General features: G+C 38.9%; 14 protein-coding genes. 4 read left to right on the top strand and 10 right to left on the bottom strand.

What is annotated here, in order from left to right; all coding sequences use genetic code 11:
- Window positions 1–13 precede the first annotated feature (13 nt).
- Window positions 14–1219, top strand: coding sequence for a PAS domain-containing sensor histidine kinase (locus ACST13_RS08300; protein ID WP_459522728.1), 1206 nt, complete (start codon window positions 14–16; stop codon window positions 1217–1219).
- Window positions 1220–1239: 20 nt separating this feature from the next.
- The gene (locus tag ACST13_RS08295) at window positions 1240–2295 is read left to right on the top strand and encodes a response regulator (protein WP_459522727.1); all 1056 of its coding nucleotides are present in this window, start codon (window positions 1240–1242) and stop codon (window positions 2293–2295) included.
- On the opposite strand, the gene ACST13_RS08290 is transcribed toward ACST13_RS08295, so the two are convergent.
- From ACST13_RS08290 to ACST13_RS08250, 9 genes are read right to left on the bottom strand one after another with little or no spacing between them, the layout of a single operon-like run.
- Window positions 2292–2954, bottom strand: a complete 663-nt coding sequence (locus ACST13_RS08290) for a sulfite exporter TauE/SafE family protein (RefSeq protein WP_459522726.1) — start codon at window positions 2952–2954, stop codon at window positions 2292–2294. The two genes, ACST13_RS08295 and ACST13_RS08290, sit on opposite strands and share 4 nt — an antisense overlap.
- On the bottom strand, window positions 2954–3400 hold the full coding sequence (locus ACST13_RS08285; RefSeq protein WP_459522725.1) for a FixH family protein: 447 nt from the start codon (window positions 3398–3400) through the stop codon (window positions 2954–2956). The genes ACST13_RS08290 and ACST13_RS08285 overlap by 1 nt, the downstream gene beginning before the upstream one ends.
- Window positions 3393–4778, bottom strand: a complete 1386-nt coding sequence (ccoG, locus tag ACST13_RS08280; protein ID WP_459522724.1) for a cytochrome c oxidase accessory protein CcoG — start codon at window positions 4776–4778, stop codon at window positions 3393–3395. The genes ACST13_RS08285 and ccoG overlap by 8 nt, the downstream gene beginning before the upstream one ends.
- Window positions 4779–4814: 36 nt before the next feature.
- Entirely contained in the window at window positions 4815–5030 is a 216-nt protein-coding gene (locus ACST13_RS08275) for a YgaP family membrane protein (protein ID WP_459522723.1), read from the bottom strand.
- Window positions 5031–5047: 17 nt separating this feature from the next.
- Window positions 5048–5785 (bottom strand): cbb3-type cytochrome c oxidase N-terminal domain-containing protein, encoded by a 738-nt coding sequence (locus ACST13_RS08270; RefSeq protein WP_459522722.1) that lies wholly within the window; start codon window positions 5783–5785, stop codon window positions 5048–5050.
- Window positions 5786–5792: 7 nt separating this feature from the next.
- On the bottom strand, window positions 5793–5978 hold the full coding sequence (locus tag ACST13_RS08265) for a hypothetical protein (RefSeq protein ID WP_459522721.1): 186 nt from the start codon (window positions 5976–5978) through the stop codon (window positions 5793–5795).
- Between the two features lie 4 nt (window positions 5979–5982).
- Window positions 5983–8109, bottom strand: a complete 2127-nt coding sequence (gene ccoN, locus ACST13_RS08260) for a cytochrome-c oxidase, cbb3-type subunit I (protein WP_459522720.1) — start codon at window positions 8107–8109, stop codon at window positions 5983–5985.
- Window positions 8106–8261, bottom strand: a complete 156-nt coding sequence (ccoS, locus tag ACST13_RS08255; RefSeq protein WP_459522719.1) for a cbb3-type cytochrome oxidase assembly protein CcoS — start codon at window positions 8259–8261, stop codon at window positions 8106–8108. Before ccoS ends, ccoN begins: the two co-directional genes overlap by 4 nt.
- Window positions 8262–8318: 57 nt before the next feature.
- A complete protein-coding gene (locus tag ACST13_RS08250) occupies window positions 8319–10754 on the bottom strand; it encodes a heavy metal translocating P-type ATPase (RefSeq protein WP_459522718.1) in 2436 nt (811 codons plus the stop codon).
- 132 nt (window positions 10755–10886) lie between these two features.
- Here ACST13_RS08250 and ACST13_RS08245 point away from each other — a divergent pair, with 132 nt between their 5' ends.
- Window positions 10887–11270 (top strand): cyclic nucleotide-binding domain-containing protein, encoded by a 384-nt coding sequence (locus tag ACST13_RS08245; protein WP_459522717.1) that lies wholly within the window; start codon window positions 10887–10889, stop codon window positions 11268–11270.
- Between the two features lie 63 nt (window positions 11271–11333).
- On the opposite strand, the gene ACST13_RS08240 is transcribed toward ACST13_RS08245, so the two are convergent.
- A complete protein-coding gene (locus tag ACST13_RS08240) occupies window positions 11334–12140 on the bottom strand; it encodes an SDR family oxidoreductase (RefSeq protein WP_459522716.1) in 807 nt (268 codons plus the stop codon).
- A gap of 91 nt (window positions 12141–12231) precedes the next feature.
- On the opposite strand from ACST13_RS08240, the gene rlmD reads away from it, so the two are divergent.
- Window positions 12232–13653: a 23S rRNA (uracil(1939)-C(5))-methyltransferase RlmD gene (gene rlmD, locus ACST13_RS08235; RefSeq protein ID WP_459522715.1), complete on the top strand. Its 1422-nt coding sequence runs from the start codon at window positions 12232–12234 to the stop codon at window positions 13651–13653.
- Window positions 13654–13793: the final 140 nt, after the last annotated feature.

The raw sequence follows: 13793 nt of genomic DNA, 5'->3' as shown, positions 1-13793 counted from the left end.
TAAACAACCAAAAATGCCTAATCAAATACAAGCCGGATTCGAGTTTGAAGCCATATTTCAAGAGGCTGCGATTGGCATTATTGTGACAAATTCCGGCTTTGAAATTATTCTTTCCAATCGATTTGCAGACAAACTTTTTGGCTTTGATGAGAACGAATTGTTGGGTGAAAATATATCCTTATTAATTCCGAATCACCTGAAAGATAGACATCAGGGTCATTTAGATCATTTAGGTCACGAAAAGCCCATATCCAGACCCATGGGAGTCGGTTTAGATTTAAAAGCCAAGCGAAAAGATGGTTCCCTTTTTCCCATTGAAATTTCCTTAAGTCACTTTAAAGCGGCGCAAAGTATGCATTACATTGCATTTGTGAGTGATGTGACCTTAAAGAGGAAGGTGGAGATGGAGTTGATTTTAAAGAATCAGCAGATTAACCAGTTGAACGAAACGCTAGAGCAAGAAGTGGCAGCTCGAACTCAAGCTCTTCAAAATACCTTGGATAAATTAGAGGTAAACGCGAAGGAACTTGAAATCTCCTTAGAGAAAGAAAAAGTATTAGGGGATTTAAAGACGCGTTTCGTATCGATGGCCTCCCATGAATTTAGAACGCCATTAACCTCCATTTTAGGATCAGCCACTTTAATCGAAAAATATGCTAAAGCAGAGGATCAACCTAAGCGTGAACAGCATATTAATCGAATTAAATCTTCTGTGAGTCATTTAACAGAGATATTAGAGGAATTTTTATCCGTAGGTAAATTAGAGGACGGAAAATTAGAAATTCATAAATCTGAGTTCTCCATTCAAGATTTTTTACAGGATATTCTTTCAGACTTCAGTACCTATAACCAATCAATAAGAGTAGAATTAGAAGCGGATTTCATCTGTTTTCAGGATGTCTCTATCCTACGCAAGGTTATATTTAATGGGCTTTCCAATGCCTTGAAATTTTCACAGAAAGAAGTGGTTTTATCCGTTTTTCAGGAGGGAACGCAAGTCGTAATAAAAATTAAAGACCAAGGTATTGGGATTAGTGAAGAAGATCAGAAACATTTATTTGAACGCTTCTTTAGAGGCGGAAATGCGACTGTGATACAAGGTACGGGTTTAGGATTGCATTTAATTGATCGCTATATGCGCTTGATGGGTGGAAAAGTGGAAATTACAAGTGAACTGAATCGGGGTACAGAACTCCTAATTAAGTTCCCTCTTAAATAAGTTTCCTAAAGAATAGAACTATGAGCAAGCGCATTTTAATAATTGAAGATAGCATAGATATTCGGGAGAATACGGCAGAGCTATTAAAATTATCTGGATTTAAAGTGGAGACTGCGTCCGATGGTTTAGAGGGGGTTCGATTAGCTCGGACTTGGAATCCAGATTTGGTCATCTGCGATATTATGATGCCTAATTTAGATGGATTTGGCGTATTGCAAGTATTTTCTAGTCAGCCCGAACTTTCGAGTATTCCGTTTATCTTTTTAACGGCTAAAATAGATCGAGCTGATATGCGTAAAGGAATGGAAATGGGAGCTGATGATTATTTGACTAAACCTTTTCAGGAAGTGGAATTATTAAGAGCCATCGAAGCCCGTTTCAAGAAGTCTAAAACGATTAGTCCTTTAACAGATTCGGTTACTGATGTCTCAGCAGTACACGAAGCGCTTAGTTTTTTAGATTTACCTACCTGGGTTGGAGAAAAGAAAAATCAAACACATGCGAAAAAGCAGGTAATTTATTCCGAAGGGGATCATCCGATTCGATTGTATTATTTGGTCAAAGGAAAGGTAAAAACCTATCATACGAATAAAGATGGTAAGTATTTCATTACCTCTTTTGTTCAAGAAGGCGATTTTTTTGGATTTGTAGACGTCCTAGAAAATCAGGCATATCGCGAGAGTGCAGAATCGCTAGAAGAAACGCATATAATTAGTGTTTCAGCCAACGATTTTTTACAAAGAATCAAGGAAAATATCCACCTGGAAGTCTTTTTCAGAAAAGCTTTAACAACTTATTTATTAAAAAATGAAAAGCTATTAGTCGAAATGGCTTACCAAAGTCTTCGTATGCGTGTGGCAATGGTATTAGTTGAACTTGCTAAAACTTATGGAAATAATCTCTCGGACCCATTAGTGATAAAGCTTTCCCGAGAAGATCTAGCCTCTCGCGTGGGTACAGCCACCGAATCTGTTATTCGTACCCTGAGTGACTTCAAAAAAGAAGGATACGTAGATGTGAAGGGAGGAGAAATGACTTTGAAAAATATCGAAGGACTGGCAAAGCTAAAATACTAGCTAAATGGATGGCAAATGATCGGGCTCAGACTTGAGTGCGTTAAATAATTAGAATAGGAAATTCCGATACCCCAGGCTCCTCTAAATAAGAGTATTCCGGCTATAAACCAGCCTAGGTATAGAAAAATGGGTTGCTTCTTTAATTTAGATGATCCCCAAATAAACAGTTGCAGCGCTGGCAAAGTGGCAATTCCTAAAATCACCATACTAAAGGCTCCGTAAAGTGGATTGGGTTGAATCAAAGCCACACTTAACCCAGCCACCACAAGGCCACAGGGTAATAAGCCATTCGCCATCCCTAATACGAAATAACCACTAGGTCCCATTTTTGTACTCCATTTTTGCAATTTTTTACCTATGGTTTGATGTAAAAAGGCGAGAGGCCCCTCTCCTATGTTCTGGCTTAAAATAAGCAAGATCAATACCCCTGCCAATAAATAATAATAGGACCACAAATTAGGAAATAACCAAATGGAACCTATCCCAGCCACTAAATAGCCTAAAATGCCATACATGAAAATTCGTCCCAAGGGATATAATACCATTCTGGTGGGGGAATGTCCGCGGGAATTAATTTGTGCCACGAGTGGTCCGCACATCGCAAAGCAATGCCAACTTCCGGCTAGTCCGATCAGAAAGGTATAATACCAGGTTTGCATTATGGAATCATTATTCTTTGCTCTTCAATGTAATTTTCCCCGTCTTTTTCCCAGCTTAGACTCACATTCCATGGTCCCTTTTGCAAGAAGTCAGTGGAGATGAATGCCGTTCCTGAAGTATCTGCAGTAATTTCTACTGTTTTATCTAAAGAGGCATTTGAAGGACGATAAAATACGATGCGACCCTGTAATACGGTAGCAGGAAAATGAATCTCCGCCTGCTTGAAATCTGCTGAAAATTCCAAGGAAGCCTTTACTGATAAAGCAGCCGTTTGCTCCCTTTCATTGATTTTTTGTTGAAATGCCTGTCCATCAGCATAATAATTTTTGCCTACTAATTCGATGGATTCGTTGGACATATTGACATAAAAATAAGCCATAAATGCCCCAAAAAGTACAAAAGTGACCATGATTCCATGTCCCCAGTTAAAGTTAAATTTATTCATCAGGTTGTATAAAACTGGTTTTAATTATCTCTTCTTTAGCACTAGTTTCCGTAATACGAATCGGAACTTTATCTCCATTTTTCCAAACGCCCATTTTGATTCGTAGGAAAAATTCCCCTTTCGTCATCTTACCAGCGTTGACTAAATTAATGGACTTTCCTACCCACACAATGGTAAAAGGCTCTTGCGCTTCAATTTTAAAGCTTTGGGGCTCCATCGATTTATTGAGGATTTCCATTTGGTATAAATTACTTACCTCGTGTTTCTTTTCATCTACTTGGAAAATCATACCAGGAGTACGCAATAAAGTAGTTTCAAAGTTTGTCCGCGTGACTAACATATAAGCTAAACCCGCGACAATTAAGGCTAAAACCGTGCTGTATGCACCGATACGCAAAGTGAATTTCAGCTTTTGGCCTGAATTAACACCATTCAAGGAATCGTAACGAATTAAGCCAGTCGGTTGATGTGTTTTCTCCATTACCGCGTCGCACGCATCTATGCAGGACGTACAGCCGATACATTCTAGCTGATTGCTTCCATTTCGAATATCAATTCCCGTAGGACAAACGCGAACACACCAATGGCAATCGATACACGCCCCTTTATCGGCTCCTTTTCCACGAGGCTCTCCCCTTTTGTGATCATATTGCACAAGAATGGAATTATTATCCAATAATACCCCTTGCAAACGCCCATAGGGACAAATGACCATACAAACGATCTCTCTAAATCGGGCAAATACTAGGTAAAAGACCGCTGTAAATAGGAGAATAGCTACTAAACCCACCATGTGATCATATGGAGACTCCGTGATTAATTTTAGCCATTCCTTTTTACTTATGATATACATCAAAAAGGTATTCGCAATGGCAAAAGATAGAATAATAAACAAGCTATGTTTTATACCTCGCTTCATAATCTTCTCCGTATTCCAGGGTGCTGACGCTAACTTCCTTTGTGCCTTATCATCCCCTTCGATCCAGTATTCGATTTTTCTGAAAAGCATTTCCATAAAAATGGTTTGCGGGCATGCCCAACCGCACCAAATTCGGCCAAAAAGCACCGTAAATAAACTGACAAACAAGAGAAAGGCGACTAAACCAAGCGCTACTAAATGGAAATCCTGAGGAAAAAAGGGAACTCCCCAAAAAATAAATTTGCGTTCTATAACATTAAATAGAAATATCGGATTGCCCTTATATTCTAGCCAAGGTATTCCAAACAATAGCGTTAATAGTACATACGAAAAATACGTTCTTAGGCGGTAAAATTGTCCGATAATGCGACCCGGATAGATCCAAAGTCGTTTACCGTCCTTTGTCTGGTTGTACAGATGGTTCCGGTAATCATCATTATCTAGATTTAATTTAGACATACATAAAAAGGTCCGATTTCCTCGGACCTTAGGGGTTTAAAACTTAGGAGGTTCTTCTCTGACGGTGCTTTTGTGGAGCATTTTGTATAGAGGACAAATTCTTACCAAGCCGGTTACCGCAATTATAACTGAAACGACATAAACAGCTAAAGCGAAATCTGGTGGAATTATTTTAGCATAAGCTAAAATGATCAATACGAGGGACAATGCAATGCGTACAATTTGGTCCATTTTACCAACATTCTTTCTCATAATTTTAGTTTTTAAGGTTATTTTACTTCAGTTCCTTGTGGCTCCTTCGCTCCAGCAGGATTTGTTCCTTGAAGCGTTATAATAAAGGACGCCACTTTTTGAATTTGTAAGGGATTTAAAGTCTTATTCCAGGCAATCATTCCTTTTTCGGGAACACCATACGTTAAGGTTTTAAAGATGGATTTTATATCACCGCCATGTATCCAAAATTTATCCGTTAAATTAGGCCCCACGCCTCCTTGCCCCTTATCACCATGACATGCTATGCAATTCGAACTATAAATTTGTGAACCTTCTGCTAAATCCTTCGCCCCATTTACTACCGTCACATTGTTCTCGTTCACGGAGTTAGCAAATTTCTTCATATATACTTCTCTCTCTTTCGCAGCTATAGCCACCTCGGTTTTATATTCTGTTTCTTGGATATTACCATCCTGGTAAACGTGGTAATAAAAGGCATAAACTACGGCGAATAGAATTGTTGAATAGAAGAGATACATGAACCAGGGAGGTGTCGGATTATCTAATTCTTCGATACCATCGTGTGTATGATCCATCAATAGCTCTTTTTCTTTTTCCAAAGGTTGTAAGCCTGTGAAACCATTCCACCAGCTCAATTTTTCAGTGGAGTCAGGTGTAGCCTTTTCAGCTATGTTTTTCAAGGCCACATGCAATTGTAGCGTTACGATCAAAATGACAATCCCAGTCATCAGAATCATACTGACTAACCAAATTTCAACGACATTAACAGACATAGTAGTATTATTTTAAGTTCTCGTTTAATTTAGTTCCTTCGTTAAAGGGCATTAACTCCATTTCAAGAAGGTGCTTTTTGTCCATCCAAATTAAGTAGACGCCTACTAAAACGAAGAAGGTGAAAAAGGTCAGTAGCGAGAAAATCATATAATTATCTGCTCCTGGGATAGTCGATATAAATTGCTTAAACATGATCTTATTTTTTAGAGATGTCAGTACCTAAACGTTGTAAGTAGGCAATCAAAGCAATAATCTCTTTGTCTTGACTCACTTTAATTTTCTCCAAAGCTAAATTTGCTTGGATGGTTTTAGCTTGCGTATCCAAGTCCTTAACCGCATTGCTTACCTCTTGAGTGGAATAAGGCACGCCTAGTTTTTTCATAGCCGCTAACTTATCTTGGGTTTGAGACGTATTCAATGTTTGTTCTAATAGCCAAGCATAATTCGGCATGATTGAACCTGGAGACATACTACTAGGCTCTCTCATGTGATGGTAATGCCATGAATCCGGGTATTTGCCACCCTCTCTATGCAAATCCGGACCGGTACGCTTCGATCCCCACAAGAAAGGATGATCGTATACAAACTCCCCTGATTTAGAGAATTCCCCATAGCGTTCGGTTTCACTTCTAAACGGACGAACTAATTGCGAGTGGCAGCCTACGCACCCTTCCCGGATGTAAATATCACGTCCCTCTAATTCGAGTGACGTATAGGGTTTCACAGATTCGATTGTGGGTACGTTTGATTTGACCATAAACGTAGGTACTAATTCGACCAAAGATCCGATCAATATCATCACTAAAGAGGCCACCAATAATTGGATAGGACGTTTTTCAATCCAACGGTGCCAGTGTACATCACTTTCTGTTTTTTCTTCGATGATGGCCAAAGGTGCAGCCTCTGCTTTCTCATTCGCTAACAAAGTTCCCTTTGCCATCGTTTTGTATAAGTTGTAGGCCATTAATATAGCACCCGTTAAATACAAAGTACCCCCAAAGGCACGCATCATGTGCATCGGTAATAATTGCAAAGTAGTATCAAGGAAGTTACCGTATTGCAAGGTTCCATCTGCTGTGAATTGTTTCCACATCATTCCTTGTGTAAATCCAGAGATATACATCGGAATGGCATAGAAGGCGATGCCGATTGTTCCGATCCAAAAGTGTGCTTTGACTAATTTTTCAGAGTAAATAGTTGTTTGGAAAATGCGCGGCATAAGCCAATACAACATGGCAAAGATTAAAAAACCATTCCAACCTAAGGCACCTACGTGTACGTGTGCAACGATCCAGTCGGTAAAGTGTGCGATGGCATTAATGTTTTTTAAGGATAACATGGGCCCCTCGAAAGTAGCCATTCCATAACAGGTGATACCCACCACCATGAATTTCAAAATGGTATTTTCTCGAACTTGATCCCAAGCTCCTCTCAAGGTTAATAATCCATTAATCATACCTCCCCAAGACGGAGCAATTAGCATAATAGAGAAAACAACCCCTAAGGACTGAGCCCAATCAGGTAAGGAAGAATATAATAAGTGGTGAGGACCAGCCCAGATATAGATAAAGATCAATGCCCAGAAGTGTAAAATAGAAAGACGGTACGAATAAACCGGACGATTTGCCATTTTTGGCAAGAAATAATACATCAAACCTAAAAAGGGAGTTGTCAAGAAAAAGGCCACCGCATTGTGCCCATACCACCACTGAATTAAGGCATCTTGAACACCGGCGTATACATAATACGATTTAAATAAAGAAATAGGTAATTGAACCGAGTTCGTTAAGTGCAAGACTTCAACGGTAATAAACGTAGCGATATAGAACCAAATAGCCACATATAGATGGCGCTCTCTTCTTTTAAAGATGGTTCCAAACATATTGATTCCAAAAGCCACCCATACCAAGGTAATTGCAATATCAATAGGCCACTCTAATTCCGCGTATTCATGAGAAGTCGTAATACCTAAGGGTAAAGTCACCGCAGCTGCTACGATAATTAATTGCCAACCCCAAAAATGGAAACTGGACAAAAAATCACTAAACATTCTAGCTTTTAAAAGCCGTTGCAGGGAATAATACACCCCAGCGAAAATGGCATTGCCTACGAAGGCAAAAATCACCGCATTCGTATGCAATGGACGTAAGCGGCCAAAAGTTCCGTATTGTGTTAAATTCCACGAGGGGGCAAATAATTGAGTAGCAATAATAACACCTACTGACATTCCTATTACCCCCCAAAGGATAGTGGCAAGTGAAAAGTTGCGAACAATTTTATTATCGTAATAAAATTGCTCTAATGAGGTAGATTTTGTGCTCATAGATTTTTGGTTGTTTCGTCTTCCTGTAAAATGCGCATGGCTGGAGTAATTAAATCCTCTTGTTGCCCTGTTCGGATGGACCAAACAAAGGCAATGACGAATCCTAATGCCATTAATAGGCTCAATCCGATCATTAGGTACATTATTTCCATTTATTTCACATTTTATTTGTTGCAATTTCGGGCAATAGGTTCATTGAAAACCTGACTTCAATCATGTTTAATCCTGATTTTATTCCGTTCTAAACCATGCCCTTTCTGGTTCATTTCCCAGGTCGCAATTACTAACATACTTATCGAGTTGATGGGCATTAAAATGGCAGCTATCATCGGATATAGCGTACCTTGAATCGCATAGCTTAATCCAAAACCATTATAGACTAAGGAAAGTAAGAAACTTGCTTTTATTAGTTTTAGGCCAAATTTGGAGTAATTTAAATACTCCCCTAATCGGGGTAATTCGGAACCTTTCAAGATGGCATCTGATGATGGCGTAAAATGCAAATGATCATCTGATACAGCAATTCCTACCTGCGCCTGCTTTAATGCCCCGGCATCATTTAATCCATCGCCTATCATCGCTACGATTTTGCCTTGATTCTGGAGTTTTTGAATGTATTCCATTTTCTCTAATGGACTGCATTCGAATTTCATGTGATCTTGATCTTCAAACCAATCCAATAAATGCGCCGCATGTTCTTTTTTATCTCCCGAAATCAAGTGTATTTCATATTGATGTCTTAAGCGATGTAAGAGCGCTTCTATACCCGGTCTATTTTCCCATGGGAATTCGATATAACCGATAGGTTTATGATTAATAGCTACGAATAAGCGTGTTTCGGAGGAGAAAAAGCCTTCAGGAGAATCTACGTGATTATGCGTGTATTTCGCACTTCCTATTTGGACAAATAAATCCCCAAAATCAGCCTCTAAACCTTTTCCAATAACTTCTTTGAATTCTTTTAATGGAATAATTGTTCGATGTTGCAAGAACTTTTTCACCTGCTTGGATAACGGATGAGTGGATTGAAATACCAGTGAATACAGCGCATTCCACTCGTTATCCAAAAGTCCTCTGGTGAACGTAATTTTAGGGACTGATTGACTTTGTAAAGTTAGCGTGCCTGTTTTATCAAAAACTAAAGTATCTACTTGCGCCATTCGCTCAAAAGCCTGTATATCCTTCACGAAGAAGTTGAATTTCGCCAGCCAGCGAATACCATGTCCTAATGCAAAAGGATAAGAAACGGCTAAGGCGCAAGGGCAAGCTATCACAAGAATACTGACGACGGCATTAGACCATTTACTCGGATCTATTTGGTACCAATAAATTCCAGCGGCTGCGGCCAGGCTTATCAGAACGACCGTAAAATACATGCCCACCCGGTTAGCAAAATTCTCCCAGTTTTCTGATTTATGGTTCGCGTCCTTAAAGACTTGCTGTTCCCAAAGCTGCGTTAAATGACTTTGCTTCAGCTCTTTACTAATTTGAATCTCAATAGCTTCCCCCAGATGTTTTCCGCCGGCATAAATAGATTGCCCCGCTGTAATCGGAATTAATTCGCTTTCTCCCGTCACAAAGCTATAATCCATCTCGCTTTTTCCCTTTAATAAATAGGCATCTGCAGGTATAATTTCTTGATTTCGGATAAGAAGTCGATCGCCTATTTCAATCCCTTCTAATGGTGCAGTTACCTCAATACCATTGGCTACTTTAGTTACCACTAAGGGAAAATAGGCCTTGTAATTGCGTTCAAAAGATAAAAAATCAAACGATTTCTGCTGAAACCACTTCCCTATCAATAAAAAGAAAATTAGTCCTGATACCGAATCAATATAACCAGCACCCGTATGTGATAGTATCTCATAGGCACTTCGGCCATAGCCCACTAAAATGCCTAGTAAAATAGGTAATTCAATGGTCATTTTACGCAGTTTCAAATGGGCATATACATTGCTTATATAATCTGATCCCGAATAAAATACGGCGACACTACCTAAGGCTAAATTCAAATAACCAAACAAATGTTGTAAGGATCCATCCTCAATTCCCAAATATTCAGGAAAGCTAAATAGCATGACATTTCCCGCACAAAATCCGGCGATGCCCAATTTTAGAAAGAGTTGTTTTTGGCTATTATTCTGAGGTTTTTCCGCCTCATTGGAGATATGTGGTTCGTATCCTAAACTCGCGATTAAGGTCGCCAGAGCGCCTAAGCTTAGTTTATCTTCTTTGAACCAGACGGTTAAATCTTTTTTGCCAAAATTCAGGCTCGTCTTAATGATTTGCTCATTTAGTCTTTGTAAGTTTTCAAGTAAATACAAGCAAGAGCGGCAATGAATGGCAGGGAGATGGAAGCTGACTTTAGAGAAGGAGGCATTCGAAAATGTAATTAATCGATTACGGAAAGCCGCATTGTTCAAAAACTCAAAATTCTTACCTGTGGGAGAAATACCCGGATTCAGATCGCAGCTATAGTAGTCTGAGAGGTGATTATCGTTTAACAGTTCGTAAACCCGCTCGCAACCCTGGCAGCAAAATGATTTGTCATTTTTTAAAATAGTTATTTCTCCACATTTGTCACCACAATGGAAACAGCTATTTCCTTGTTCTATCTTAGGTTCCTTTTCTATTTTTATATTCATTTAGATAACGATAATGTGTCAAAATTCGGAATTTTGAAGGGAGATTTTTGTGATAAACTACACGTAGAAAACTGATCGATATCAGTATTTGGGTGTAAATAACCTCGTATTTTCGTATTGTTATTTATACAAATGAAAAATTTTTCAGATACAGAGCGGAAAGTATTAGCGAGTGGGATTGAGCTCCGTTATTTGCCAGAAGAGTATTTATTTAGGTTGGGTCAAAAAGCAGAGTTTGTCTTTTATTTGCAAGAGGGCAGTTTGATTTTAGAAGGACTTGCGGGTATTACTACCATTGATCACAAGGGCCTATTTATTGGAATTGAAGAAGCAATTGACGAAAAAAAGCACGTGTATTCTGCTATGACTACCAGCAGTGCTCAATTTTTAGTATTTGAAAGGAAGTATTTTCAATTTTTGATTGATGAATTCGACTTAGCACTTCCCTATTTCGAGTTAAAAAAAGCTGAATTGAATGAGCTTTTACAAAAAGTTCAATTGAACTACAAAGTGTAGAATAGTTTAGAGTGGTATTTAATTGGGTTTTTGGCCCCCTTTTGCTTTTAGCGGAAGGGAGCTTTATTTTAAGGGGCTATCTTTTTCCTTTTTGAGGGTATTATAGACCATTTTGTCGAAAAATCCATTCATCCATTTGTTCAAGAATACCGTTAGTTTACCTTGGAAAGTTAAAACTAAGGTCTTCTTTTTAGCTTGAAATGCATCAGCTATTCGAGTCGCTACTTCTTCTGCTAACATCATATTTCCTTCATCTCGCATACTTTCCCCCGTTATTTTTCCCTCACTATTTAAGGAGGCGGCTCTGATATTAGATGCGGTGAATCCTGGACAAGCGATTAAAACGTGCACTCCTGTCTCTAATAATTCTGTTCTTAAGGCTTCCAGGAATCCATTCATAGCAAATTTAGAAGCGGAATAGCCCGTTCTAACCGGCAATCCTCTATATCCAGCGATAGATGAAATACCTATTATCCCTCCTTTAACGGCTTTAATATGAGGCAATGCGGCATGTGTGGCGTATACCGTCCCCCAAAAATTAATATCCATTACTTGTTTTAGAACTTGTAGATCTACAGTTTCGAACATAGATCTCATGGAGATGCCTGCGTTGTTAATTAATAGATCTATTCTGCCAAATAGTTGAATAACCTGATTTACCATCGCACGGGTTTGCTCTTCTGACGCGGAGTCGCAAACGATTCCTTTGGCGTTTATTCCAGCTGCTTTTAATTCTGCTTCTGCCGCGGTTAGATTCTGTTCGTTTCGTCCTGTAATGACTATTTGTGCCCCTTTTCTTCCGTATTCAAATGCTAATGCCTTCCCAATTCCTGAGGATGCTCCCGTAATGATAACAACTTGATTCTTCATACAAATAAATTTCCTTACGAAGTTAAGGTTTTATCTTGAATTGGTTGGCTTGCCCATATAAAGCCGTATTTTTGTGTACATTTTTAGCCGTATGAGTCAGAAAAAAGAAAAGAAAGCCCCTGTGGTGTTGGAACAAATTGCCATATTGGATTTTGCTGCTGAGGCAAAGTGTATAGCCAAAGTGAACGATGAAGTGATTTTTGTACAAGGTGCCGTAGCTCCTGGAGATATCGCTGATTTACGTATTTTAAAGTCGAAGAAAAGCTTTAAACAAGCTCAAGTCATCAACATTCAAGCCCTTTCAAAACATCGTACAGACGTGGCTTGTAGCCATTTCGGTATTTGTGGTGGATGCAAATGGCAACACGTTTCTTATGAAGCCCAAATGGCCTTCAAAGCGCGTCAAGTAAAAGATAATTTGACTCGTATCGCGAAAGTGAAACTTCCCGAATTTCAACCAATTCTAGGTTCTGAAGAGACTTACTATTACCGAAATAAATTAGAATTCACTTTTTCTTCTGCCCGTTGGCTTACGGAGGATGAAATTGGTAAAGAAGATTTGGGATCTATGAATGCCCTAGGATTCCACGTTCCTGGCCGTTTTGATAAGATTTTGCCTGTCGATCATTGTCACTTACAGCCTGATCCATCTAATGCGATTCGTAATGGTGTTCGTGATTTTGCTGAGGCGAACGGTATCTCCTATTATGAATTGAAAAATCAAAAAGAAGGTGCTTTACGAAACCTGATTATCAGAAATACGGTTACCGATGAATGGATGGTTACCGTTCAGTTTGCCTATGCGACTGAAGAGGAAATTAATTTGGTGATGGAATATTTGAAGTCAACATTTCCGATGATTACCTCTTTAAATTATGTGGTAAATCAAAAAGGAAACGACACTTTCCATGATTTGGAAGTTATTTGTTACTACGGAAAACCTTTTATGGTAGAAACCATGGAGGATTTGAAGTTCCAAATTGGCCCTAAGTCCTTTTTCCAGACCAATGCCAAGCAAGCCCTTAAATTGTATCAATTGGTGCGTCAATATGCTGATTTACAAGGGAATGAAGTCGTTTATGATTTGTATACAGGCACGGGAACCATCGGTTTATTTCTAGCGAAACATGCTACTAAAGTAGTAGGTTTAGAATATGTTGATATGGCAGTAGAAGATGCCCGTATTAATGCTGAATTAAATGGCATTAAGAATGCCACTTTCTTTGCAGGAGATATGAAAAAAGTATTGACGGAAGAATTTATTGCTATCCATGGCGCTCCAGACGTCATAATCACAGATCCTCCTCGTGCAGGAATGGATGTAGATGTAGTGTATCAAATTTTGGCAGTAAAGCCAGCGAAAATTGTTTATGTTTCTTGTAATCCGGCTACTCAGGCACGTGATTTAGCATTATTAGATGCCTCCTATGAGGTAGATGTCGTTCATCCAGTGGATATGTTTCCGCAGACGCATCATGTGGAGAATATAGTGAGGTTGAAACTTAGAGCATAGATTATTTCATTACGCGATTCCGAAATTGTACTACGTATTTAATTAAAGCAAAAAGAATAGAGCATAAAGCATAAATATGGAAGCAAAAAGGGCGATAAATCGCCCTTTTTGTATTATAGAAATGTATCCCCGAAGGGGAT

It is taken from the genome of Aquirufa sp. A-Brett2-W8 (assembly GCF_054558755.1).
This window is presented reverse-complemented; position numbering and strand designations above follow the sequence as displayed.

What these genes read in the sequence shown, in the direction of transcription:
- ACST13_RS08250 (WP_459522718.1), bottom strand. Translation starts at nt 10,754, where the DNA reads ATGAATATAAAAATAGAAAAGGAACCTAAGATAGAACAAGGAAATAGC.
- ccoG (WP_459522724.1), bottom strand. Translation starts at nt 4,778, where the DNA reads ATGTCTAAATTAAATCTAGATAATGATGATTACCGGAACCATCTGTAC.
- ACST13_RS08275 (WP_459522723.1), bottom strand. Translation starts at nt 5,030, where the DNA reads ATGAGAAAGAATGTTGGTAAAATGGACCAAATTGTACGCATTGCATTG.
- ACST13_RS08270 (WP_459522722.1), bottom strand. Translation starts at nt 5,785, where the DNA reads ATGTCTGTTAATGTCGTTGAAATTTGGTTAGTCAGTATGATTCTGATG.
- ACST13_RS08245 (WP_459522717.1), top strand. Translation starts at nt 10,887, where the DNA reads ATGAAAAATTTTTCAGATACAGAGCGGAAAGTATTAGCGAGTGGGATT.
- ACST13_RS08265 (WP_459522721.1), bottom strand. Translation starts at nt 5,978, where the DNA reads ATGTTTAAGCAATTTATATCGACTATCCCAGGAGCAGATAATTATATG.
- rlmD (WP_459522715.1), top strand. Translation starts at nt 12,232, where the DNA reads ATGAGTCAGAAAAAAGAAAAGAAAGCCCCTGTGGTGTTGGAACAAATT.
- ACST13_RS08300 (WP_459522728.1), top strand. Translation starts at nt 14, where the DNA reads ATGCCTAATCAAATACAAGCCGGATTCGAGTTTGAAGCCATATTTCAA.
- ACST13_RS08285 (WP_459522725.1), bottom strand. Translation starts at nt 3,400, where the DNA reads ATGAATAAATTTAACTTTAACTGGGGACATGGAATCATGGTCACTTTT.
- ACST13_RS08295 (WP_459522727.1), top strand. Translation starts at nt 1,240, where the DNA reads ATGAGCAAGCGCATTTTAATAATTGAAGATAGCATAGATATTCGGGAG.
- ccoN (WP_459522720.1), bottom strand. Translation starts at nt 8,109, where the DNA reads ATGAGCACAAAATCTACCTCATTAGAGCAATTTTATTACGATAATAAA.
- ccoS (WP_459522719.1), bottom strand. Translation starts at nt 8,261, where the DNA reads ATGGAAATAATGTACCTAATGATCGGATTGAGCCTATTAATGGCATTA.
- ACST13_RS08240 (WP_459522716.1), bottom strand. Translation starts at nt 12,140, where the DNA reads ATGAAGAATCAAGTTGTTATCATTACGGGAGCATCCTCAGGAATTGGG.
- ACST13_RS08290 (WP_459522726.1), bottom strand. Translation starts at nt 2,954, where the DNA reads ATGCAAACCTGGTATTATACCTTTCTGATCGGACTAGCCGGAAGTTGG.